This is a genomic window from Citrobacter sp. L55 (genome assembly GCF_002850715.1).
Taxonomy (GTDB): domain Bacteria; phylum Pseudomonadota; class Gammaproteobacteria; order Enterobacterales; family Enterobacteriaceae; genus Citrobacter; species Citrobacter braakii.
Window position 1 is genome coordinate 62,099 of the sequence record NZ_KZ559402.1, and the last position, 22,435, is coordinate 84,533.

The window sequence follows — 22,435 nt, forward strand, 5'->3', positions numbered from 1 at the left end:
GCTGCCGATAGTTAGACCTCAGACAATACCTGCATAATAAAAGGCTACAGATGTTTAAACGAATCAAAGTGATAACCTTACTTATCACCGTGTTACTCGCCCTGGGCGCGATGCAGCTCATCTCCGCGGGCGTCTTTATTGGCGCGCTCAATAACGATAAGCAAAACTTTAACGTCTCTCAGCTTTCCAGCCAGAACGTGGCCGAGTTTACCGATGCGTGGATTAGCCTGAACCAGGCTCGCGTCACGCTCAACCGGGGCATGTTGCGTTTACAGGGAACGATGGCTAGCGAGATTAACGGCGGTCAGTTGAAGGAACTGGTGAACACGGCAAATCGCCTGTTGGCCGAATCGAAAGAGCATTACGATAAATACTACGCCCTGCCGGAAACGCCGGGGCTTGATGAACATCTGGCCGATCGACTGGAAGAGCAGTACGGCATCTATTCTGCGACGCTGGCTAAAATGAACGCGCTGCTGGCTGAAGGTAAGCTGGAAGAGATGTTCAAGCAGAATGCCGAGCAAAAGCAAACGGCCATGCAGGAAGTCTATCGGGAATGGCGTAGCGCGCAAACGGCGCTGGCCACTGCCGGAGTGCAGGACAATGAGAGTGATTACCAGAAGATAATCTGGCTGTTATCCGCCGTGATGCTGATTGTCGTCACCGTGATTATCGCCAGCTGGCTGGCAATGCAGCGAGTGCTGCTCAAGCCTCTCCACGAAGTGATGGGGCATATTCGCCACATTGCTGCGGGTGATTTGACGCACAGCATCAACGCCGATGGCAGCAATGAGATGGCGCTGCTGGCAGTCAACGTTCGCGACATGCAGCAGGCGCTGGCGAACACAGTCAGCGTGGTGCGTGACGGGGCTGACACCATCTATACCGGCGCAGGTGAAATTGCCGCCGGCAGTAACGATCTCTCTTCACGTACCGAGCAGCAGGCCGCCTCTCTGGAAGAGACTGCTGCCAGCATGGAACAACTCACCGCTACCGTGAAGCAGAACGCGGATAACGCGCGTCAGGCGACCAGTCTGGCAAAAAATGCCTCACAGACGGCGCAGAAAGGCGGAACCGTGGTTGATGGCGTAGTGCGTACGATGGATGAAATTGCCACCAGTTCCAGCAAAATCGCGCAAATTACCAATGTTATCGACGGCATTGCCTTCCAGACTAATATTCTGGCGCTGAACGCGGCAGTAGAAGCGGCACGTGCGGGCGAGCAGGGGCGTGGGTTTGCCGTGGTCGCTGGCGAGGTCCGTACACTGGCACAGCGTAGCGCTCAGGCGGCGAAAGAGATTAAGGCGCTGATTGATGACTCGGGGAATCGGGTAAATGCCGGTACGGCGCTGGTGCATGAAGCGGGTGAAACGATGGCGGAAATTGTGAGCGCCGTGACCCGTGTGACCGACATCATGGGCGAGATAGCCTCGGCTTCTGATGAACAGAGCCGGGGTATCGATCAGGTAGGTCAGGCGGTTGCCGAGATGGATCGCGTGACGCAGCAAAACGCCTCGCTGGTGGAGGAGTCAGCTTCCGCCGCCGCCGCGCTCGAAGAGCAGGCAGCACGACTGAATCAGACCGTAGCGGTGTTTAAAGTTTAACGTCTACTCCGGCCTACAAAATAATATCTTGTAGGTCGGATTAGCGCAGCGCCGTCCGGGCCATTATGATTGTGGAACCACGACGACGCTTGGTTTCTGTGGTTTGGCTCTGACGGCTATGACCACCCCAACAATCAGCAGCGCAATGCCGCTTACCGTCAGCAGCGGCGGGAATTCCTGGCGCAGGATAAAGGTGTACACCAGGCCAGCCAGCGTTTCGAAGACAATCAGCGGGCCGAGGATCACCGTCGGCAATTTTTGGCTGGCGACGTTCCAGCACAGTGCGCCAACCCACGAACACAATACCGCAATCGCTATCATCAGGCCGATAAACACGCCCGGACGCGGGCCGAAGGGCAGGGCAAAGTCCGGCGTTTGCCCGTTCAGCCACAGGCAGGCTGCAATATAACCGAGCAGAGAAACAGGCAACGTTACCAGTGCCTGGGCCGTCGCCCACATCATCGGGTGCTTATCTGGATTCTCGCGCAGCCAGCGGGCATTACGCAGCGCATACCACGCCCAACACACTACCGAGATCAGCGCCAGCGCGATTCCAGAACCATAACGCCAGCCGCTAAAGTCGGGTAAGCCTTGATTCAGCTCCGAGATATTCACGCACAGCAGACCGATACCAATCAGCACCAGCGCAGGCGACAGACGCCACCATGATAATTTGCCGTCGCGCTGGCTGTAGAGCAGGTTAGCGAAGACCGGGATCACAACCGGCAATGTACCAATAATCATCGTTGAAACCGGCGCGCCAGTGCGCTGGATGGCGCTTGCCAGGCAAACGTAATAAATCAGATTACCCATCATCGTTAGCGCCAGCGCAGTGACCCAGTCTTTACGCGTCAACTGACGCAAGCGCACACGTCCCAGCCAGGCAATCGGCAACGCTATCAGCCCCAGCGCCAGATAGCGCCCCATCGACTGCAATACCGCCGTGTATTCCGGTACGATCAGCGGCCCAACAAAAATTAATCCCCACATCAGCCCAGCCAGCAGGGCATACAACACGCCGCTAATCATTTTTGACATCCACATCGCTTAACAATAAGTCGAGTGTAGGCAGGAAAAATGCAGCCGTATTGTATGAGATTGCTGTTCAACGCCGGACGACTTGTTTCTGATAACGTACCGGCGTAATACCGTAGCGATGGGTAAACGCGCGGGTGAGATGCGACTGGTCGGTGAGGCCGGTTGCGGCAGCGACCTCCGCGGCGGGCATTCCGTGAGTGAGAAAACCTTTGGCTCGCCACAGGCGGATAGCCATCAGCATCTGGTGCGGCGTGACGTGGAAATGAGATTTAAACTGGCGCTGAAAATGCCAGGGACTCAGCGCTGCAACCCGCGCCAGTTCGTCGAGCGTGACCGGGTGCATATAATTATCGTGCAAATACTCACGTACCCGCTCAAAGCGATGCGCTCCCTCCGGTAATACCGGCGCATGGCGGGCCAGCGGCTGGAACGTGTCGATCAGATCGAGTAATAACCCTTTTTGCGCCAGCGGATCCTCAGTGTTCCACAGGCCATGGATCAGCGAGCAGATCTGGCGCGAGCGTAGCGGATCGTGACGCGTTACGTCATGAAACCACCAGTGGCGGATCCCGGTGACTTCTTCCAGAAGCTCGGGCTCAAGATAGATCATCCGATAGCGCCAGCCGTCGGCGGTTTCCGCTTCGCCGGTATGTAGCTCATCGGGATTCATGGTGACGACGGAATGGGCGGGGGCCACGTACTGCGTGCCGCGATAGCGAAAACGTTCGGCTCCGGCTTCTATCGCGCCAATACCAAATGCTTCATGGGTGTGGGGTTCAAGGCGTAACGCGAGATGTGCGCATGATACAGCTCAACGCCCGGCACCTGTGCCAGATGGCGAAAGCGGGCGCTGTCTTTCTCATCAATAAACTGCTCAGGTACACCTTGCACGTATTCTCTCCCCACGCATCATCATGTCATTATCAGAGAGGATGCGCGGGGATGCCACCACAATTAACTAATTTTTAACACTTACACGATGCCTTTGACGCTGTCTGCCAGCGACGTGGTTGGGCGACCAATCAGTTTGCTCAGCGTATGGCTGTCGTCGAAGAGGCCACCTTTAGAGGCACCAACGTCTGAGTCAGCCAGCATGTCCGCCAGTCCGGCAGGCAGACCAACACCTTTCAGCGCGGCGGCAAAATCAGCTTCGCTCAGATTTTGATACACCACTTTTTTACCGCTCTGTTTTGCCAGTTCGGCCGCCAGCTGGCTCAGGGTCCAGCCTGCGTCGCCCGCCAGTTCATAGATTTTACCGGCATGACCGTCTTCACTGATGACGCGCGCGGCGGCAGCGGCATAGTCGGCACGGGTCGCCGAGGCGATTTTGCCTTCTCCCGCCGCCCCAATAAACACGCCGTGTTCCAGCGCGGCTGGTGCGCTGGCGAGATAGTTTTCGGTGTACCAACCGTTACGCAGTAGCGCGTACGCGATACCGGATTCAGCCAGCATCTTCTCGGTTGCGACATGCTCATCAGCCAGCCCCAGCGGGGAGCGATCGGCGTGCAGCAGGCTGGTGTAGGCGATAAATTTCACGTGGGCCGCTTTCGCCGCGTTAATCACGTTGCGATGCTGCGGGGCACGTTGTCCCACTTCGCTGGAGGAGATTAGCAGTAACTTGTCTATCCCCTGTAAGGCCGTGGTAAAGGCAGCTTCATCACTGTAATCCGCCTGCCGAACGGTAATGCCCTGCTGGCTAAGCGCCGTCGCTTTAGCAGGATTACGCACAATAGCCACAATCTGGCTGGCAGGAACGGTTTTCAGTAGCGTTTCAATAACGTGTTGGCCCAGTTGGCCAGTGGCACCAGTAATCGCGATCATAGGATAACTCCTTTGGTATTGGTCTTGTGTTTAATCACATTAACACCTAAACTTACTTTTAGTAAGTACGTACAAAAAGGTTAGTATGAAAATGACAGCTTTGACGCTCTCCCAGCAATTACGTGATGGCAACTTGTTTGCCGAGCAGTGTCCCTCCCGCGAGGTGTTAAAACACGTCACCAGCCGCTGGGGTGTATTGATTCTGGTGGCGCTGCGCGACGGTACGCACCGTTTCAGCGATTTGCGCCGTAAGATGGGCGGCGTCAGTGAAAAAATGCTGGCGCAATCCCTGCAGGCGTTAGAACAGGACGGGTTTATCAATCGGGTGTCATATCCGGTGGTACCGCCGCATGTGGAGTATAGCCTGACACCGTTGGGTGAGCAGGTGAGCGAAAAAGTCGCAGCGCTGGCGGACTGGATAGAGGTGAATTTGCCGCAGGTTTTGGCAAATCATACCGTTAAGAACGAAGACGTCCCGACATCAGCGTAAACGACCCTGTCGGGATTGCCGGATGGCGCAGTGCCACCCGGCGTGGTCTTACTTACTCAAATCCAACTGATAAATGGCGAAGCCGATGTCATCGGTAGCGACTTTCTTCAGTGGATACTGGCCTTTCTCTTTGATAAACGCAGCGGCTTTATCAGACGGTGATGTTTCAAAGCGAATATCCAGTTGTGTCTCGCTGTGAATCGGCGCCAGACGCCAGTTGTTATCTGCCGCCGGATGAATTTCGCCTGCGCTCTTTGTCTGGGAACCTATCCATGCTGCCAGCACCGAGCGGTTTTCATCTGGTGATGCAAACGCGATGTGGCTGTCGCCGGTCCCGGCAAACTTACCGCCGTAGGCGCGGTAGTTGTTGGTCGCGACGAGGAAGGTTGCGTTCGGATCGATCGGTTTGCCGTTAAAGGTCAGATTTTTAATACGCTCCGCTTGCGGGTTAATCGTCTGGCATTCACCGTCATAGCGAGCGGGTTGTGAAACATCAATCTGATAATTCACGCCGTCAATCACGTCGAAGTTATAGGTACGGAAGCCATCCCAGTTAATTAACGACTGTGGTTTGCTGCTGTGGATATCAATCTGATTAAACTGCCCGGCGGAACATTCCAGCCACTCTTTCACCTCTTTACCGCTGGCTTTCACCACGACCAGGGTATTGGGATAGAGATACAAATCAGCGGCGTTACGGAAGGTAAGCTGACCTTTTTCGACTTCGACAAAGCTGGCCGGATCGTTCTTGCGTCCACCGACTTTAAACGGCGCAGCGGCGGAAAGTACCGGTAGTTTTGCCAGGTCCGGATCGCCCTGGATAAAATGTTCCACATAGGCTTTCTGCGCGTTATTCACCACCTGCACGGTCGGGTCGTCCTGAACCAGCGCCAGATAGCTGTACATGTTGTCGGCAGATTTACCGATTGGCTTGCTGACAAATTCACGCGTGGCATCGTGATCGGCTTTTAGGATCTCAACGATTTTTTGGTCTTCGCCAGCCAGTGATTTTTTGGCCGCGGCGTCATAAATCGGGCGCGCCTGCGCTTTCCCCTGCGTAACCTGCCATTTACCGCTATCGTTATTCAGCACTAAATCCACCACGCCCAGGTGATCGCCCCACATGCCCGGCATCACCGCAGGAACGCCATTGAGCGTACCTGTTGTGATATCTGCGCCTTTGATGTTGGCAAAGTCTTTCCCCGGGAAAACGGCGTGAGCGTGGCCAAACATAATGGCATCCACGCCCGGAACTTCACTGAGGTAGTAAACGGAGTTTTCCGCCATCGCCTGGTATGGGTCGGCAGAAAGCCCGGAGTGAGCAACCACCACCACGACATCGGCACCTTTGGCTCGCATTTCCGGCACGTATTTACGTGCGGTTTCCGTAATGTCATTCACCGTCACTTTGCCGCTGAGGTTGGCTTTATCCCAGGTCATGATCTGCGGCGGCACAAAACCGATATAGCCAATTTTCAGCGTCTGCTTGTTTCCTTCCTGATCGACAACCTCAGTCTCTTTGATCAGATAAGGAGTAAACAGCGGCTTTTTGGTCTTAACGTCGATGATATTGGCGTTAACGTATGGGAACTTCGCCCCGGCTAGCGCGTTGTGCAGATACTCAAGACCGTAGTTAAATTCATGGTTGCCAAGGTTACCCACTGCGTAATCCAGCGTATTCAGTGCCTTATATACCGGATGCGTTTCGCCCGCTTTCAGCCCCTTGGCCGCCATATAATCCCCGAGCGGGCTGCCCTGAATCAGATCACCGTTATCAACCAGCACGCTGTTTTTGACTTCACCACGTGCTGCGTTGATCAGGCTTGCCGTACGAACCAGGCCAAATTTTTCAGTCGGCGTATCTTTGTAATAATCGAAATCCATCATATTGCTATGCAAATCAGTGGTTTCCATTATACGCAGATCGACGGTCGCGGCATTGACGCTGGCTGCAATCAGCGTGGCCAGAAACGTTGCACTAAACTTAATCATCAGGGGCATCCTTTTAAGATCTAAGCCACAAAAGAAAATGTATATAAATCTTCTTGCTTACAGAACTGTGAATCATGACATGAATATAGCGTTTAAAACCGCAGACGCTATCACAGTTGGCGGATCCTTTGGCGATCGGGTATAAGTAAAACAACGAGTTAACACCACGACAGAAACGAGGTGGAGAATGTTAGAACATGTATGCCAGCTTGCACGGAATGCGGGCGATGCCATTATGCAGGTCTACGATGGAATCAAACCGATGGAGATTACCAGCAAGCAGGACGATTCTCCGGTCACGGCGGCGGATATCGCCGCGCATACGGTGATCCTCGAAGGATTACTGGCGCTGACGCCGGATATTCCGGTCCTGTCTGAAGAAGCGCCTCCTGGCTGGGATGTTCGCCAGCACTGGCAGCGCTACTGGCTGGTAGACCCGCTGGACGGTACCAAAGAGTTCATTAAGCGTAACGGTGAATTCACCGTCAATATTGCGCTTATCGAGCAAGGAAAGCCGGTACTGGGCGTGGTTTACGCGCCGGTGATGAAAGTGATGTACAGCGCGGCAGAAGGTAAAGCGTGGAAAGAAGAGTGCGGCGTGCGCAAACAAATCCATGTTCGTGACGCGCGTCCGCCGTTGGTGGTGATTAGCCGCTCGCATGCTGACAATGAGTTAAAAGAGTATCTGCAACAGTTGGGTGAGCACCAGACCACGTCGATTGGCTCATCGCTGAAGTTCTGCCTGGTGGCGGAAGGGCAGGCACAGCTGTACCCACGTTTTGGGCCAACTAACGTATGGGACACTGCCGCTGGCCACGCCGTTGCTGCCGCAGCCGGGGCGCACGTTCACGACTGGCAGGGGAAATCTCTGGATTACACCCCACGTGAATCATTCCTCAACCCCGGCTTCCGCGTCGCTATTTACTGAGTAATTTGTGCAGCAGGGCAATAACCTGCTGCACCTCTTCCTGCGTCAACGCACCATCTTTTGCCCACTGAACGCGTCCGTCCTTATCAAGTACGGCGATAGCGGAGCTCTCTTCATCCAGTTGCCAGGCTTTACGCGCAATGCCATTACTGTCGACAATAAATTGTGACCACGGGTAGAGCTTCTTATTGCTCTCCAGACTGCTGCGCACAAACATACCGGAGCCAGGAATAGCGTCATCGGTGTTGACGATCGTGGTGGTCTGGTATTTGTCGTGCGGCAGGTTGGCCGCCTTGATTGCCTCGATCAGCGTAGCATTTTTCTCTTTGGCGGAGGTGCGTCCGGCAATGTGTTGCACAATTCGCACTTTCCCTGGCAACTGCGCGCTATTCCAGCTTTTGTAGCTAAACTTATCGTTATCGAGAATCAGTTCGCCGCGATCGGCGATCCCCACCGGCGGTACGCGCTGGTTAGTCTCAAACGAATGCGCACCGGCAATCATCGGTAGCAGCAGGCACGACAGCGCCAGCAGTTTTTGTAAGGTCATAGGTTTTCCTTCTTTCTTTATTTTGCAGGTGATCCGACCACTTGGGTCTGGAATTTAATCATATGTGCGATTGATGCTTTTTCCCGCAAGCGCGATGCCAGTTTGCGGACGGGCGCACAAATCCTGCGAAAAATGAAGGCTTATACTGAAGACAGCGAAGCGTTGAAAAGATAATTCTGAATATTTGTAACCTGAAGGTAAATAAACTTATACACGCTGGAAACATGAGCGAGATAGTCTATAGTCATAGGGCATTAAAATTTGCGCCTGAGGATTGTCGGACCGATTGTGGTACCGCAAAGGCGTAATGCTCAGCAGGAGACAACAATGAAAATTTTCCAACGATACAACCCGCTGCAGGTGGCGAAGTACGTGAAGATCCTGTTTCGTGGACGGTTATATATCAAGGATGTAGGCGCTTTTGAATTTGATAAGGGTAAGATTCTTATCCCAAAAGTGAAGGACAAACTGCATTTTTCCGTGATGTCCGAAGTTAACCGTCAGGTCTTGCGTCTGCAAACTGAGATGGCTTGATCAAAGTGCTATGCGGTAGTTAAAAAAACGGCTCCTGAATGGGAGCCGTTGATGTTTCTGCAGGACGTTAAGACGCCTTTGCCTCTTCTTTTGCATCTGGCAGTTTCGGTACCAGTACGGTAGGTTTACTGTCCAGACGCGTCACCAGCAGCTGATCGATCTTGTAGTTATCGATATCCACCACTTCAAATTTGTAGCCTGAATACTTCACCGAGTCGGTGCGTTTCGGGATTTTACGCAGCATGAACATCATAAAGCCGCCGATGGTTTCATAGTTGCCGGACTGCGGGAACTCATCGATATCCAGGACGCGCATAACGTCATCAATCGGCGTACCGCCATCGACTAACCATGAGTTTTCATCGCGCGCCACGATCTGCTCTTCCAGACCCTGACCGACTAAATCGCCCATCAGCGTAGTCATAACGTCGTTGAGCGTGATAATCCCCACCACCAGCGCGTACTCGTTCATGATGACGGCAAAGTCTTCGCCTGCGGTTTTGAAGCTTTCCAGCGCTTCAGAGAGCGTCAGCGTATCCGGCACAATCAGCGTATTGCGGATCTGTACGCCACTGTTCAACGCCATGCTTTGGTTCGCCAGTACGCGGTTGAGGAGATCCTTTGAATCGACATAGCCAATGATGTGGTCGATATCTTCGTTACACACCAGAAATTTGGAGTGTGGATGTTCCGCCACCTTGTTCTTCAGGCTTTGCTCATCTTCGTGGAGATCGAACCAGATAATATTCTCGCGCGAGGTCATGGAAGACGGTACGGTACGGGATTCCAGTTCGAACACATTTTCAATCAGCTCATGTTCCTGCTTACGCAGAACCCCCGCCAACGCACCCGCTTCGACCACGGCGTAAATATCGTCCGAGGTGATGTCGTCTTTACGCACCATCGGGATCTTAAACAGACGGAAGATGTTATTTGCCAGACCGTTAAAGAACCACACCAGCGGGCGGAAGACGAGCAGGCAGAAGCGCATCGGGTTGATGATACGCAAAGCCACAGCTTCTGGCGCAATCATACCGATGCGTTTCGGAGTTAAATCCGCGAACAGGATGAACAGGCCAGTAACCAGCGAGAACGACAGAATAAAGCTTAACTGTTCGGACAGCTCTGGAGTGAAGTACTTCGAGAAAAGGCTGTAAAACGCCGGGGAGAATGCCGCATCACCGACAATACCACCGAGAATAGCGACCGCGTTAAGGCCAATTTGCACGACGGTAAAAAACATGCCGGGGTTTTCCTGCATCTTCAAAACACGTTGTGCGTTTACGTTGCCTTCATCGGCAAGCAGTTTAAGTTTTATTTTGCGTGATGCAGCAAGCGAGATCTCGGATATCGAGAAAAACGCACTCACGGCGATCAGGCAGAGAATGACTAAAATACTGTTTAACATATCTTATCCGACCGTTAAGGCCAGATCCTCGGAAGGGATAAATTGATAAATCCGTGTGAAATACACATTGAAAACCGGTCCGAAGGGAGTGGACCGGCAATTTCAGGAGCTAGTATAGCGTAAGGTACTGTAAAGCCGCCAGAGGGTGGCGATTATCCTTCTGGCGGCAGACAAACGCCAATCCCGCCAATGCCACAGTACCCATAAGGATTTTTATGCAGATACTGCTGGTGGTCGTCCTCGGCATAGTAGAACGGGGTTGCGGTAGTGATTTCCGTTGTAATAGTGCGTTCGTCGCCAGCGGCGGTCATTGCTGCCTGAAAACGCTCAAGGCTTGCCTGTGCCGCGACGGTTTGCTCCGGCGTTAACGGGTAAATGGCGGAGCGATACTGCGTCCCCTGGTCGTTCCCCTGACGCATGCCCTGCGCCGGGTCGTGATTTTCCCAGAACACCTGCAGCAGTTGCTCGTAGCTGATAACATGCGGATCATAGACGACGCGTACCGCTTCGGCGTGTCCGGTATCGCCGGAACACACTTCCCGATAGGTTGGGTTAGGGGTGTAGCCGCCGGTATATCCGGCCGCTGTGCTGTATACCCCGGGTAATGACCAGAATAAACGTTCAACGCCCCAGAAACATCCCATGGCGAAAAAGGCTATCTCCATACCGTCGGGCACGTTGGTCATCGAATGTTGGTTAACCGCATGCAGCGTTGCCACTGGCATCGGGGTGTTGCGTCCAGGTAGGGCATCTGCTTGAGTAACAAGATGCTTTCTATCAAATAAACTCATGGCCGTTCTCCCGAAATCAGTCATTTGGGTTAAGGTTGTAACGAGACGCGTCTTTGCCCACAATAAACGGCGTGAATACGTCTAGAGTTAAACATAAGAAATATTTGGGTTGTCGTCTGTTTTTCAACTCTTATTGTTGATTTTTTGTTAAGCCGAGGAACGGCATAGTATTTTTTTCCAGGGGTGGGAAAAAAGGATATTCAGGAGAAAATGTGCCACATATCCGTCAGTTATGTTGGGTGGGATTACTGTGCTTAAGTGGCTCCGCCGCCGCAGCGAATGTTCGCTTACAGGTCGAAGGATTATCAGGACCGCTGGAGAAAAACGTCCGTGCGCAGCTATCCACGATTCAAAGTGATGAAGTCACTCCAGACCGACGCTTTCGTGCGCGCGTTGATGATGCCATCCGCGAAGGGCTAAAAGCGCTGGGCTACTTTGAGCCAACCATTGATTTTGAGCTGCGTCCGCCGCCGGCGAAAGGACGCCAGGTGCTGATTGCCAAAGTGACCCCTGGTGAGCCGGTGCTGATTGGCGGCACCGAAGTGATTCTGCGCGGTGGCGCACGTACGGATAAAGATTACCTGGATCTGCTGAAAACGCGACCGGCAATCGGCACCGTTCTGAATCAGGGGGACTATGATAACTTCAAAAAATCACTCACCAGCGTAGCGCTGCGCAAAGGCTATTTCGACAGTGAATTTAATAAAAGCCAGCTTGGGATAGCGCTCGAACGCCGCCAGGCATTCTGGGATATCGATTACAACAGCGGTGAACGCTATCGCTTTGGCCATGTCACTTTTGAAGGCTCGCAAATTCGCGATGAGTACCTGCAAAATCTGGTGCCCTTTAAAGAGGGTGAAGAGTACGAGTCGAAAGATTTGGGCGAACTGAACCGTCGTCTGTCGGCGACCGGATGGTTTAATTCCGTGGTCGTCGCACCAGAATTTGATAAAGCCCGTGAAACCAAAGTGCTGCCGCTGAAAGGCGTGGTGTCGCCGCGAACTGAAAATACCATCGAAACCGGGGTCGGTTACTCAACTGACGTCGGTCCACGGGTGAAGACCTCGTGGAAAAAGCCGTGGATGAACTCCTATGGCCACAGCCTGACCACCAGCGCCAGCATCTCTGCGCCAGAGCAGGTTCTTGATTTCAGTTATAAAATGCCGCTATTAAAGAACCCGCTGGAGCAGTATTACCTGGTGCAGGGGGGCTTTAAGCGTACCGATTTAAACGATACCGAGCAGGACTCCACTACGCTTGCGGTTTCCCGCTACTGGGATCTCTCCAGCGGCTGGCAGCGCGCGATTAACCTGCGCTGGAGCCTCGACCACTTTACCCAGGGTAACGTCACTAACACCACCATGCTGCTCTATCCGGGCGTGATGATCAGCCGGACGCGCTCGCGCGGCGGTTTGATGCCAGTCTGGGGCGACTCCCAACGTTATTCTATCGATTACTCCAACACGGCCTGGGGTTCAGACGTTGATTTCTCCGTCTTCCAGGCGCAAAACGTCTGGATCCGCACGCTGTACGATCGTCATCGCTTTGTGATGCGCGGCAACCTCGGCTGGATCGAAACCGGGGACTTCGACAAAGTACCGCCGGATCTGCGTTTCTTCGCCGGGGGCGATCGCAGCATTCGCGGCTACAAATACAAATCTATTTCGCCTGAAGGCAGCGACGGCAAGCTGAAAGGGGCCTCGAAGCTGGCGACCGGCTCGTTGGAATATCAGTACAACGTGACCGGAAAATGGTGGGGCGCGATGTTTGTCGATAGCGGCGAAGCGGTCAGCGATATCCGCAGAAGCGATTTCAAAACCGGTGCCGGGGTCGGCGTACGCTGGCAATCGCCAGTGGGACCCATCAAGCTCGACTTTGCTGTCCCTGTGGGCGACAAAGATGAACATGGTTTACAGTTTTACATCGGTCTGGGGCCTGAATTATGAGTTTATGGAAGAAGATAAGCCTCGGCGTGCTGATTTTTATCCTGCTGTTGTTAGGCACGGTGGCGTTCCTCGTCGGCACCACTTCGGGCCTGCATCTGATCTTCAAAGCGGCGAATCGTTGGGTTCCGGGGCTGGAGATTGGTCAGGTCACCGGCGGCTGGCGGGATTTATCGCTCAAAAATATTCGTTATGACCAACCTGGCGTGGCGGTGAATGCTGGCGAAGTGCATCTGGCCGTGGGGCTTAACTGCCTGTGGGACAGCAGCCTGTGCGTCAACGATCTGTCGCTGAAAAATATCAACGTGGCGATCGACAGCAAAAAGATGCCGCCATCAGCGCCGGTTGAAGAGGAAGAGAGCGGTCCGCTTAACCTTTCCACACCTTACCCAATCACGCTTTCGCGCGTGGCGCTGAACAACATCAATATCAAAATCGATGACACCACGGTTTCGGTGCTGGAATTTACCTCCGGCCTGAACTGGCAGGAAAAAACGCTGACCCTGAAGCCAACGTCATTACAGGGGCTGCTGATTGCCCTGCCTAAAGTGGCGGAAGTGGCGCAGGAAGAGGTTGTCGAACCAAAGATTCAAAATCCGCAACCGGATGAAAAACCGCTCGGCGAAACGCTAAAAGATCTGTTCTCAAAGCCGGTGCTGCCGGAAATGACCGATGTCCATCTGCCGCTCAATCTCAACATTGAAGCGTTTCGCGGCGAGCAGCTGCGCGTGACCGGGGATACGGATTTAACGGTACATAACATGCTGCTGAAAGTGAGCAGCATTGACGGCAACATGAAACTCGATGCACTGGATATCGACTCGAATCAGGGGACGGTAAAAGCCAGCGGCACGGCGCAACTGACCGACACGTGGCCGGTCGATATTACGTTAAACAGCACGCTCAACGTGGACCCGTTAAAAGGCGAAAAGGTGAAGCTGAAGGTCGGCGGCGCGCTGCGTGAACAGCTGGAAGTCGGCGTAAATCTGTCTGGTCCGGTGGATATGGATCTGCGGGCGCAGGCGCGTCTGGCGGAAGCCGGATTGCCGCTCAACCTTGAGGTGGTGAGTAAGCAGGTTTACTGGCCGTTTACCGGCGACAAGCAGTTCCAGGCTGATGACATCAAGCTCAAACTGACCGGTAAGATGACCGACTATACGCTGTCGATGCGTACCGCTGTGAAAGGTCAGGATATTCCTCCGGCTACCATCACGCTGGACGCCAAAGGCAACGAACAGCAGATCAATCTCGACAAACTCAGCGTTGCGGCGCTGGAAGGGAAAGCTGAGCTGAAAGCGCTGGTGGACTGGCAGCAGGCGATCAGCTGGCGCGGGGAGCTAACGCTGGATGGCATCAACACGGCGAAAGCGATCCCGGAGTGGCCATCAAAACTGAATGGCCTTGTGAAAACTCGCGGCAGTCTGTACGGCGGAAGCTGGCAGATGGAGGTGCCCGAGCTGAAGCTGACCGGCAACGTGAAGCAGAACAAGGTTAATGTGCACGGTTCGCTGAAGGGTAACAGCTACCTGCAGTGGACGATCCCGGGCCTGCATCTGGAACTGGGACGCAACAGCGCCGATGTGAAAGGGGAACTGGGGGTCAAAGACCTCAATCTCGACGCGACGATTGATGCCCCGAGCCTGGATAACGCGCTGCCTGGACTGGGCGGTACGGCGAAAGGGCTGGTAAAAGTTCGCGGTACGGTTGAAGCGCCACAGCTGCTGGCGGATATCACCGCCCGGGGTCTGCGCTGGCAGGAGCTGTCCGTCGCTCAGGTGCGCGTCGAAGGCGACGTGAAATCGGCAGAGCAAATCGCTGGTAATCTCAACGTTCGCGTAGAGCGGATTGTACAGCCTGACGTGAATATTGGCCTGGTGACGCTCAATGCCAAAGGTAGCGAAAAGCAGCATGAGCTGCAGCTGCGCATTCAGGGGGAACCGGTCTCCGGGCAGCTCTCCCTGGCAGGTAGCTTTGATCGCCAAGAGCAGCGCTGGAAAGGTGCGTTAAGCGATACCCGCTTCCAGACGCCGGTCGGACCGTGGTCCCTTAACCGCCCTGTCGCGCTGGATTATCGCAATCAGGAACAGAAAATCAGCATTGGGCCGCACTGCTGGAACAACCCGAATGCGGAACTGTGCGTACCGCAAACCATTGATGCCGGTGCACAAGGACGCGCGGTGGTGAACCTTAACCGCTTTGACCTGGCGATGCTAAAACCGTTTATGCCGGATACAACCCAGGCCAGCGGAGTTTTCACTGGCAAAGCAGATGTGAGCTGGGACACCACCAAAGAGGGGCTGCCGCAGGGGCAGGTTACACTGAGCGGACGTAATGTGAAGGTCACGCAAAGCGTGAACGATGCGCCGCTCCCTGTGGCGTTTGAAACGCTGAATCTGACCGCCGACCTGCACAATAACCGTGCCGAGCTGGGCTGGCTGATTCGCCTGACCAACAACGGGCAGTTTGACGGCCAGGTGCAGGTGACTGATCCGCAAGGACGCCGCAGTCTCGGCGGCAACGTCAACATCCGCAACTTCAATCTGGCGATGGTGAACCCCATTTTCTCGCGCGGTGAAAAAGCGGCTGGGGTGATCAACGCCAACCTACGTCTGGGCGGTGATGTGCAAAGCCCGCAACTGCTCGGACAACTGCAACTGAGCGGTCTGGATATCGACGGCAACTTTATGCCGTTTGACATGCAGCCAAGCCAGTTAGCCGTTAACTTCACCGGAACACGCTCAACGCTGGCGGGCGTGGTGCGTACGCAGCAGGGCGAAATTAACCTGAGCGGCGATGCCGACTGGAGTCAGATAGACAACTGGCGGGCGCGCGTTGCGGCTAAAGGCAGCAGGGTTCGTATTACCGTGCCGCCGATGGTCCGCCTGGACGTATCGCCGGACGTGGTCTTTGAAGCCACACCGAGCCTGTTTACCCTCGATGGCAACGTGGATGTGCCGTGGGCGCGTATCGTGGTACACGACCTGCCGGAGAGCGCGGTAGGGGTTTCCAGCGATATGGTCATGCTTAACAACAATCTGCAACCGGAGAAACCGCAGACAGCAGGTATTCCGATCAACAGCAACCTGAACATCCACGTCGGTAACAACGTGCGTATTGACGCCTTTGGTCTGAAAGCGCGTCTGACGGGCGATCTGAAAGTGGTGCAGGATAAGCAGGGACTGGGGCTGAACGGACAAATTAATATTCCGAGCGGACGTTTCCATGCCTATGGTCAGGATCTGATTGTGCGTAAGGGCGAGCTGTTGTTCTCCGGTCCGCCGGATCAGCCGTTACTCAACATCGAAGCAATTCGTAACCCGGAAGCCACCGAAGACGACGTGATCGCCGGGGTTCGCGTCACGGGAACCGCTGATGAACCGAAGGCAGAAATCTTCTCCGACCCGGCGATGTCGCAGCAAATGGCACTTTCCTACCTGCTACGCGGACAAGGACTGGATAGCGAACAGAGCGACAGCGCGGCAATGACTTCAATGCTTATTGGTCTGGGGGTTGCACAAAGTGGTCAGGTTGTGGGTAAAATCGGGGAGACATTTGGCGTAAGCAATCTGGCACTGGACACACAAGGGGTGGGTGATTCATCTCAGGTGGTTGTCAGCGGATACGTACTGCCAGGTCTGCAGGTGAAATATGGTGTGGGTATATTTGACTCCTTAGCGACACTCACGCTACGTTATCGTCTGATGCCTAAGCTATATCTGGAAGCAGTGTCTGGCGTAGATCAGGCACTTGATTTGCTCTATCAGTTCGAGTTTTAGCAATGCGAATATTTGTCTACGGCAGTTTACGAACCAAACAAGGCAACAGCCACTGGATGACCAATGCCCTGTTGCTGGGAAATTTCAGTATCGACAACTACCAGTTGTATAGCCTGGGCCACTATCCAGGCGCCGTTCCAGGAGAGGGAACAGTACACGGGGAAGTTTATCGTATTGATAACGCCACGCTGGCAGAGCTTGACGCTCTGCGTACCCGTGGCGGTGAATACGCACGCCAGTTAATTCAAACGCCGTACGGAAGTGCATGGATGTACGTGTACCAACGTCCGGTTGATGGCTTAACGCTGATTGAAAGCGGTAACTGGTTAGACCGAGACCAGTACTGATATGAACACGCCACCCTCGGGTGGCGTTGTTTTATTCTGGATTCAAAACTCCACGCGCGCGCCGAGGTTATAGCGGCGTCCTTCCACCTGTGCGGATTCGTTCCACGCGGTTGTCAGTTTCGGATCCTCATCCAGCACGTTGTAGACCCCAGCCATCAGTTGCGTGTGCTTATTGAGCTGATAACGTACGCCTACGTCCACCATCGTGTAGTCATCGTATTTATAGTTATTGCCGCTGTTGCGGTTACTGCTGCGATAATTCACCGTACTCCATACGTCCAGGCTTTGCGTTGCCGCCCAGTTCAGCGACAGATTCGCCATATGGCGCGGATAATCGTTTAGCGCGTAGCCTTTGTTAACGCCGCTTTTTTGTTCGCTGTGGTTCCAGGTGTAGTTAGCGTTGGCTTTTACATCGGCGGTAATCTGCCAGTCGGCATTCAGTTCTATACCGTATACATCCGCCTCGCTGACGTTGAAGTATTTACTGACGGAATCCGCGTTGTAGCCGTTGACGGAGCACTGGTTCGTCGACGTGGTTTCACAAATAGTTTGTTCAGCAATTTTGTCTTTGAACTGCGTATAGAAGACGGTGCTGTCGACCGATAGCGCATCTCCCGTCCAGTAGAGGCCAAGTTCAGAGTTAACGCTTTGTTCAGGTTTCAGGTCGTCGTTACCAACGGTGAGGAAGGGATAAGGTACGGTTGAGCCGTAAGGGGTTACGAAGTTGCTGGACGTCGCACGCAGCTCCGGTTTTTTATAGCCTGCGGAAACGCCGCCTTTCAGCGCCCAGTCATTGCTAAAGGCCCAGTTACCGTACATTTTCGGCGTAATATGTGTGCCAAAATTGTCATCCTGGTCCATCCTCGCTGACGTGGTCAGGATGAAATCGCCAATGCTCCAGCCGTCTTCAGCAAACAATGCCCAACCGTTACGGCTGATTTTGGTCACCGGGTCAGATCCGGGCAGCGTTTTGTTGGCCACATCAAAGCGGTCATTCAGCTCTTCGCGCGTGAAATTCGCCCCAACGGTCAGTTTATGGGTGTCGAGCGTGAAAGTGGTTTGCGAATTGGCGACGTAGTTCTCCATCTGCACATACTGCGGGGATTGTCCGTCATAAACGTACTTCGAACGGCCTTTTTCATAGTTTATGTAGTTGGTCGTCGCGATGGTGTCGTCTGCATACCAGCCGGTATGCGTCAGGGTGGCGGCGTTACGATCGAACAGCCATGACCACGGCGCACCGCGTTTCTGGGTACGGTTTTTTTCCTGCTCACCGGTGACCACGTTGAGATCGAACAGGTTATTCTCGCTGGCGGCCAGGCCCAATGTCATATCAACGGATTTACGATTGTGTTTGCCAAAATAGTTATTGCGATCGTCATCGCGACGGTCAAGCCAGTCGGCCGCCACGCTAAGGCCGAGAACATCGGGCACAATCGGCCCCATGGTAAACAAATTCATCTGGCTGGTATTACCTAAATACTGGTGTTCCTGCAGCCAGGTATTGGCAGCAATTGCCGTGGTCCACTCTTTTGCGCCGTACGGTTTTTTGGTAATGACGTTAACCACACCGCCGATGGCGTCTGAACCGTACAGCGAGGACATCGGCCCACGGATAACTTCAATACGCTCAATGGCCTCCATTGGCGGTAAGAAGTTGGCTTCAGTACCAATATCATGTCCGTAAGGGCGAGATTCACCGGTATTTTGTTTGACGCTGTTGACCATAAAAGCGGTATAGGACGGGTCCATGCCGCGGATCATAATGCTACCGGCGTTCATGCCACTGCTGTTGGTGACCGAGACGCCGGGAAGGTTTTTAATGGCTTCACCGATGCTACGGTCCGGCTGAATATCCAGCGTGTTACGATCGATAACTGAAATAGTGGCCGGCGCTTCGCGTTTTTGCTGCGAGAATCCGGATGCGGTGATCACCATTTCATCTTCGCTAGTGCGTGAGGTCTCGGTGAGTTCTTCTGCCTGGGTGGGGAAAATAACACCGCCTGAGAATGCAACGATCCCTGTCAGCGTAATAAGTTGACGCGTTTTCATAATATAGACACCTGAAAAGTAAAAAATAAAAACATCACCTTGCAGCTCAAAAAAGCTGCAAGGTGCAGATAGTTTTTTAATTATTAATATTTAGAGAGATCGATTTTCAGCACGTAGTCGGGCTTCACACCTGTCATTTTTTCCGACTGTTTGACGCTGACGTACAGGGTGTTAGCATCTGCCGAGAGCGCCAGACTGTTAGGTAAGGCATTGGTTTCAATGCTTTGTTTTACCTGATAGGTCTTGCTGTTCACAATGCTGATGCGTTTAGCATTACGGTGGGTGATATAAACTTCCTGGCGTTTTTCGTTATATATCACTGCCAGCGAGTTAATAACCTTAATTGGTGCAATAACCTTACCGGTATTAAGATCAACAACCAGTACGTCCGCTAAATCCGGATCGGTCAGGAATGCGCGGTTATTTTTTGCATCCAGGGCAATATTCAGGAAAAAATGTTTTTTATCTGGCTCAATGGTAAAGCGATTAATAATTTGATGGTTGGTGGTATCCAGCGTAATAAGTTCGTTTCGGCCATTCACAACATACAGGCGGTTCTTATTTGCATCCACGGCCATGCCGGTCGGGTACTGGCCCATGTTCTCGAGGGTGGCGATTTTCTCGCGCTTTTGTGTGTCCACCACCCAGACTATGCCCTTTTCAGCCACGCCGGAAACGTACAGACGGTGGTGCTGTTTATCGAGCACCATTTCACGCGTATGAACAATATCTTTCGGGTTTTTGGCTTCGCTCAGTTGCAGTATCGCCAGCTCTTTACCGCTGCGGGTATCGACTAGCGTTACTGAACCTTCCAGCGTGTTGCCGACATACAGCACCTGGTTTTCTTCATCCAGCGCGGTGGCAAAGGCACGACGACTGGTGTCGATGACTTCAGTCGTCGTGAGTTTCTCCAGATCGAGTTTGTAGATAAGCCCGCTGGTTTTATCTTTATCAAACGACGGCGACGAGGCGACAAAAAGCGCATTCTGCTGGCTATCAACCGCCAGCTCATACACGCCGTTACCGACATCGCGAGTCAGAAAATCTTTCTCAGGTAGCGTCTGCGCCACGCTGGACAGGCTGGTAAATAACAGCGCTGTGGCGAGTGCCACGCAGGAATAGCGTTTCAGGGACTTCACATTGTGGAGGTTCATTGACTTTTATTCACATTTATTTACATGCTGAGAATGATAATGAGATCTAATATCATTCGCAATTAAGATAAATGAAATGTGACTACCCATTCTGGTAGGTCAAAAAGAAAACAGCGAAGGGGAGAGGTGGTAGAAGTAGAAATTTAAAAACCCTTACTAACCAGAGACTGGCGTTCAGGGTTTTAAGCTAACGCGAACTTACTTCTTCGCGCGCTCGAAAGAAGCAACGATTTCAGCTTTAGCGGCTTCAGCGTTGTCCCAACCGTCAACTTTCACCCATTTGCCCGCTTCGAGATCTTTGTAGTGTTCGAAGAAGTGGGTGATCTGCGCTTTCAGCAGTTCCGGCAGGTCGGTCACATCTTTGATGTGATCGTATTCTTTGCTCAGCTTAGTGTGCGGAACCGCAACCAGTTTCGCATCTTCACCGGATTCGTCAGTCATTTTCAGTACGCCAACCGGACGGCAGCGGATCACTGAACCTGGCTCCAGCGGGTACGGAGTCGGGACAAGAACGTCTACCGGGTCACCGTCCAGAGACAGGGTGTGGTTGATGTAACCGTAGTTGCACGGATAGAACATCGCGGTGGACATGAAGCGGTCAACGAACAGGGCGCCGCTCTCTTTGTCAACTTCGTATTTGATCGGATCTGCGTTGGCAGGGATCTCGATAACAACGTAGATATCTTCCGGCAGATCTTTACCGGCAGGGACGTTGAGTAAGCTCATGTCTGTTTCCTTTAAATAAGCTATGGCAAACAAGTGGCGGGTATTATAGCCAACTCGCGCTGAATGTCTCCGCTTGTTTTCGCTTTCTCTGCGCTCATTTTCTTCTTTTTACCCCTCTCTCGTGACAGAAAAATCCATATCTTCAGCCGCATTTTTCATAGCGGGATGAAAGCGATTACAAAGTTGTGATTAACGTTTTATTTACTTTTTTGAAGTGTGATGTAACGCAATTCGTTACATGCTCAATTGTCTATAGTTTTTTCGCGACGGTTTATTAACCAACAATAATCACCCTACGAGGACGCACTTATGTGGAAGCGCTTACTTTTAGTCACAGCAGTTTCGGCAGCCATGTCGTCTATGGCAATGGCAGCCCCTTTAACCGTAGGATTTTCGCAAGTTGGCTCTGAATCCGGCTGGCGCGCCGCAGAAACCAACGTTGCGAAAAGCGAGGCTGAAAAGCGTGGTATTACGCTGAAAATCGCTGACGGCCAGCAAAAGCAGGAAAACCAGATTAAAGCAGTTCGCTCATTTGTTGCGCAGGGCGTTGACGCCATCTTTATTGCGCCGGTCGTGGCAACGGGTTGGGAACCGGTTTTAAAAGAAGCTAAAGATGCCGACATTCCGGTCTTTTTGCTCGATCGTTCCATCGATGTAAAAGACAAATCTCTCTATATGACCACAGTCACCGCCGACAACGTGCTGGAAGGTAAATTGATCGGCGACTGGTTGATTAAACAGGTGAACGGCAAGCCGTGTAACGTCGTTGAGCTGCAAGGGACCGTCGGGGCCAGCGTGGCCATCGATCGTAAAAAAGGGTTTGCTGAAGCCATCGCCAACGCGCCAAACATTAAGATTATCCGCTCACAGTCCGGCGACTTCACCCGCAGTAAAGGGAAAGAAGTGATGGAGAGCTTTATCAAAGCGGAAAACAATGGCAAGAACATCTGCATGGTTTACGCCCACAACGATGACATGGTGATCGGGGCAATCCAGGCGATTAAAGAAGCAGGCCTGAAACCCGGCAAAGATATTCTGACCGGTTCCATCGACGGCGTACCGGATATCTACAAAGCAATGATTGACGGTGAAGCCAACGCCAGCGTCGAGCTGACGCCGAATATGGCAGGCCCGGCATTCGACGCGCTAGAGAAATTCAAAAAAGACGGCACGATGCCTGAGAAGCTGACCATTACCAAGTCGATCCTCTATCTGCCGGATACGGCGAAAGAAGAGTTAGAGAAGAAGAAAAACATGGGCTACTAGTTTTGCTGCCGGTCTTCC

General features: G+C 53.1%; 17 protein-coding genes and 1 pseudogene. 8 read left to right on the forward strand and 10 right to left on the reverse strand.

The genetic code is table 11. The annotated features are described in order from the left end of the window. The first annotated feature begins 50 nt into the window (after window positions 1-50). Window positions 51-1,604 (forward strand): methyl-accepting chemotaxis protein, encoded by a 1,554-nt coding sequence (locus tag B9P82_RS10405; protein ID WP_046275835.1) that lies wholly within the window; start codon window positions 51-53, stop codon window positions 1,602-1,604. Between the two features lie 63 nt (window positions 1,605-1,667). Here the strand turns inward: B9P82_RS10405 and B9P82_RS10410 are convergent, their stop codons facing one another. From B9P82_RS10410 to B9P82_RS10420, 3 genes and pseudogenes are all read right to left on the reverse strand, one after another. Then, a complete protein-coding gene (locus B9P82_RS10410; RefSeq protein ID WP_101700309.1) occupies window positions 1,668-2,633 on the reverse strand; it encodes a DMT family transporter in 966 nt (321 codons plus the stop codon). A gap of 76 nt (window positions 2,634-2,709) precedes the next feature. Further along, window positions 2,710-3,533 (reverse strand): annotated as a pseudogene (locus B9P82_RS10415) (AraC family ligand binding domain-containing protein). 81 nt (window positions 3,534-3,614) lie between these two features. After that, complete coding sequence (locus B9P82_RS10420; protein WP_046275833.1) at window positions 3,615-4,463, reverse strand: SDR family oxidoreductase; 849 nt, start codon at window positions 4,461-4,463, stop codon at window positions 3,615-3,617. A gap of 85 nt (window positions 4,464-4,548) precedes the next feature. On the opposite strand from B9P82_RS10420, the gene B9P82_RS10425 reads away from it, so the two are divergent. Continuing rightward, window positions 4,549-4,953 (forward strand): winged helix-turn-helix transcriptional regulator, encoded by a 405-nt coding sequence (locus B9P82_RS10425; protein WP_168188439.1) that lies wholly within the window; start codon window positions 4,549-4,551, stop codon window positions 4,951-4,953. 48 nt (window positions 4,954-5,001) lie between these two features. On the opposite strand, the gene cpdB is transcribed toward B9P82_RS10425, so the two are convergent. Beyond that, on the reverse strand, window positions 5,002-6,945 hold the full coding sequence (gene cpdB, locus B9P82_RS10430) for a 2',3'-cyclic-nucleotide 2'-phosphodiesterase (protein ID WP_016155525.1): 1,944 nt from the start codon (window positions 6,943-6,945) through the stop codon (window positions 5,002-5,004). 187 nt (window positions 6,946-7,132) lie between these two features. Between cpdB and cysQ the strand changes: the two genes are divergently transcribed. Then, window positions 7,133-7,873, forward strand: coding sequence for a 3'(2'),5'-bisphosphate nucleotidase CysQ (cysQ, locus tag B9P82_RS10435; RefSeq protein WP_016151445.1), 741 nt, complete (start codon window positions 7,133-7,135; stop codon window positions 7,871-7,873). Here cysQ and B9P82_RS10440 read toward each other — a convergent pair. Next, window positions 7,863-8,420 carry a YtfJ family protein gene (locus B9P82_RS10440; RefSeq protein ID WP_047358569.1) on the reverse strand — a complete coding sequence of 186 codons (558 nt, stop codon included), beginning with the start codon at window positions 8,418-8,420 and terminating at the stop codon, window positions 7,863-7,865. The genes cysQ and B9P82_RS10440 overlap by 11 nt on opposite strands. 327 nt (window positions 8,421-8,747) lie before the next feature. On the opposite strand from B9P82_RS10440, the gene B9P82_RS10450 reads away from it, so the two are divergent. Next, window positions 8,748-8,954, forward strand: a complete 207-nt coding sequence (locus B9P82_RS10450; RefSeq protein ID WP_003025710.1) for a DUF1107 domain-containing protein — start codon at window positions 8,748-8,750, stop codon at window positions 8,952-8,954. A gap of 67 nt (window positions 8,955-9,021) precedes the next feature. On the opposite strand, the gene B9P82_RS10455 is transcribed toward B9P82_RS10450, so the two are convergent. Further along, a complete protein-coding gene (locus tag B9P82_RS10455) occupies window positions 9,022-10,362 on the reverse strand; it encodes a polyamine export protein PaeA (RefSeq protein ID WP_003830418.1) in 1,341 nt (446 codons plus the stop codon). A gap of 152 nt (window positions 10,363-10,514) precedes the next feature. After that, a complete protein-coding gene (gene msrA / locus B9P82_RS10460; protein ID WP_101700310.1) occupies window positions 10,515-11,153 on the reverse strand; it encodes a peptide-methionine (S)-S-oxide reductase MsrA in 639 nt (212 codons plus the stop codon). Between the two features lie 212 nt (window positions 11,154-11,365). On the opposite strand from msrA, the gene tamA reads away from it, so the two are divergent. Genes tamA through B9P82_RS10475 form a run of 3 tightly spaced genes read left to right on the forward strand, consistent with a single transcriptional unit; the run spans window position 11,366 to window position 17,219 of the window. Further along, window positions 11,366-13,099 carry an autotransporter assembly complex protein TamA gene (gene tamA, locus B9P82_RS10465; protein ID WP_016155528.1) on the forward strand — a complete coding sequence of 578 codons (1,734 nt, stop codon included), beginning with the start codon at window positions 11,366-11,368 and terminating at the stop codon, window positions 13,097-13,099. After that, complete coding sequence (gene tamB / locus B9P82_RS10470) at window positions 13,096-16,872, forward strand: autotransporter assembly complex protein TamB (protein WP_094761015.1); 3,777 nt, start codon at window positions 13,096-13,098, stop codon at window positions 16,870-16,872. The genes tamA and tamB overlap by 4 nt, the downstream gene beginning before the upstream one ends. 2 nt (window positions 16,873-16,874) lie before the next feature. Continuing rightward, on the forward strand, window positions 16,875-17,219 hold the full coding sequence (locus B9P82_RS10475) for a gamma-glutamylcyclotransferase family protein (protein WP_016151451.1): 345 nt from the start codon (window positions 16,875-16,877) through the stop codon (window positions 17,217-17,219). 42 nt (window positions 17,220-17,261) lie between these two features. On the opposite strand, the gene B9P82_RS10480 is transcribed toward B9P82_RS10475, so the two are convergent. The 3 genes from B9P82_RS10480 to ppa all read right to left on the reverse strand — a co-directional run bounded on the left by B9P82_RS10480 (window position 17,262) and on the right by ppa (window position 21,151). Then, window positions 17,262-19,271 (reverse strand): TonB-dependent receptor domain-containing protein, encoded by a 2,010-nt coding sequence (locus B9P82_RS10480; protein WP_101700311.1) that lies wholly within the window; start codon window positions 19,269-19,271, stop codon window positions 17,262-17,264. Window positions 19,272-19,354: 83 nt separating this feature from the next. Further along, complete coding sequence (locus B9P82_RS10485) at window positions 19,355-20,425, reverse strand: 7-bladed beta-propeller protein YncE (RefSeq protein WP_016155531.1); 1,071 nt, start codon at window positions 20,423-20,425, stop codon at window positions 19,355-19,357. 198 nt (window positions 20,426-20,623) lie between these two features. Further along, window positions 20,624-21,151 carry an inorganic diphosphatase gene (gene ppa, locus B9P82_RS10490; protein ID WP_003025726.1) on the reverse strand — a complete coding sequence of 176 codons (528 nt, stop codon included), beginning with the start codon at window positions 21,149-21,151 and terminating at the stop codon, window positions 20,624-20,626. A gap of 309 nt (window positions 21,152-21,460) precedes the next feature. Between ppa and ytfQ the strand changes: the two genes are divergently transcribed. Next, window positions 21,461-22,417: a galactofuranose ABC transporter substrate-binding protein YtfQ gene (ytfQ, locus tag B9P82_RS10495; protein ID WP_016151454.1), complete on the forward strand. Its 957-nt coding sequence runs from the start codon at window positions 21,461-21,463 to the stop codon at window positions 22,415-22,417. Window positions 22,418-22,435 lie beyond the last annotated feature (18 nt).

What these genes read in the sequence shown, in the direction of transcription:
- B9P82_RS10405 (WP_046275835.1), top strand. Translation starts at nt 51, where the DNA reads ATGTTTAAACGAATCAAAGTGATAACCTTACTTATCACCGTGTTACTC.
- B9P82_RS10410 (WP_101700309.1), bottom strand. Translation starts at nt 2,633, where the DNA reads ATGATTAGCGGCGTGTTGTATGCCCTGCTGGCTGGGCTGATGTGGGGA.
- B9P82_RS10420 (WP_046275833.1), bottom strand. Translation starts at nt 4,463, where the DNA reads ATGATCGCGATTACTGGTGCCACTGGCCAACTGGGCCAACACGTTATT.
- B9P82_RS10425 (WP_168188439.1), top strand. Translation starts at nt 4,549, where the DNA reads ATGAAAATGACAGCTTTGACGCTCTCCCAGCAATTACGTGATGGCAAC.
- cpdB (WP_016155525.1), bottom strand. Translation starts at nt 6,945, where the DNA reads ATGATTAAGTTTAGTGCAACGTTTCTGGCCACGCTGATTGCAGCCAGC.
- cysQ (WP_016151445.1), top strand. Translation starts at nt 7,133, where the DNA reads ATGTTAGAACATGTATGCCAGCTTGCACGGAATGCGGGCGATGCCATT.
- B9P82_RS10440 (WP_047358569.1), bottom strand. Translation starts at nt 8,420, where the DNA reads ATGACCTTACAAAAACTGCTGGCGCTGTCGTGCCTGCTGCTACCGATG.
- B9P82_RS10450 (WP_003025710.1), top strand. Translation starts at nt 8,748, where the DNA reads ATGAAAATTTTCCAACGATACAACCCGCTGCAGGTGGCGAAGTACGTG.
- B9P82_RS10455 (WP_003830418.1), bottom strand. Translation starts at nt 10,362, where the DNA reads ATGTTAAACAGTATTTTAGTCATTCTCTGCCTGATCGCCGTGAGTGCG.
- msrA (WP_101700310.1), bottom strand. Translation starts at nt 11,153, where the DNA reads ATGAGTTTATTTGATAGAAAGCATCTTGTTACTCAAGCAGATGCCCTA.
- tamB (WP_094761015.1), top strand. Translation starts at nt 13,096, where the DNA reads ATGAGTTTATGGAAGAAGATAAGCCTCGGCGTGCTGATTTTTATCCTG.
- B9P82_RS10475 (WP_016151451.1), top strand. Translation starts at nt 16,875, where the DNA reads ATGCGAATATTTGTCTACGGCAGTTTACGAACCAAACAAGGCAACAGC.
- B9P82_RS10480 (WP_101700311.1), bottom strand. Translation starts at nt 19,271, where the DNA reads ATGAAAACGCGTCAACTTATTACGCTGACAGGGATCGTTGCATTCTCA.
- B9P82_RS10485 (WP_016155531.1), bottom strand. Translation starts at nt 20,425, where the DNA reads ATGAACCTCCACAATGTGAAGTCCCTGAAACGCTATTCCTGCGTGGCA.
- ppa (WP_003025726.1), bottom strand. Translation starts at nt 21,151, where the DNA reads ATGAGCTTACTCAACGTCCCTGCCGGTAAAGATCTGCCGGAAGATATC.
- ytfQ (WP_016151454.1), top strand. Translation starts at nt 21,461, where the DNA reads ATGTGGAAGCGCTTACTTTTAGTCACAGCAGTTTCGGCAGCCATGTCG.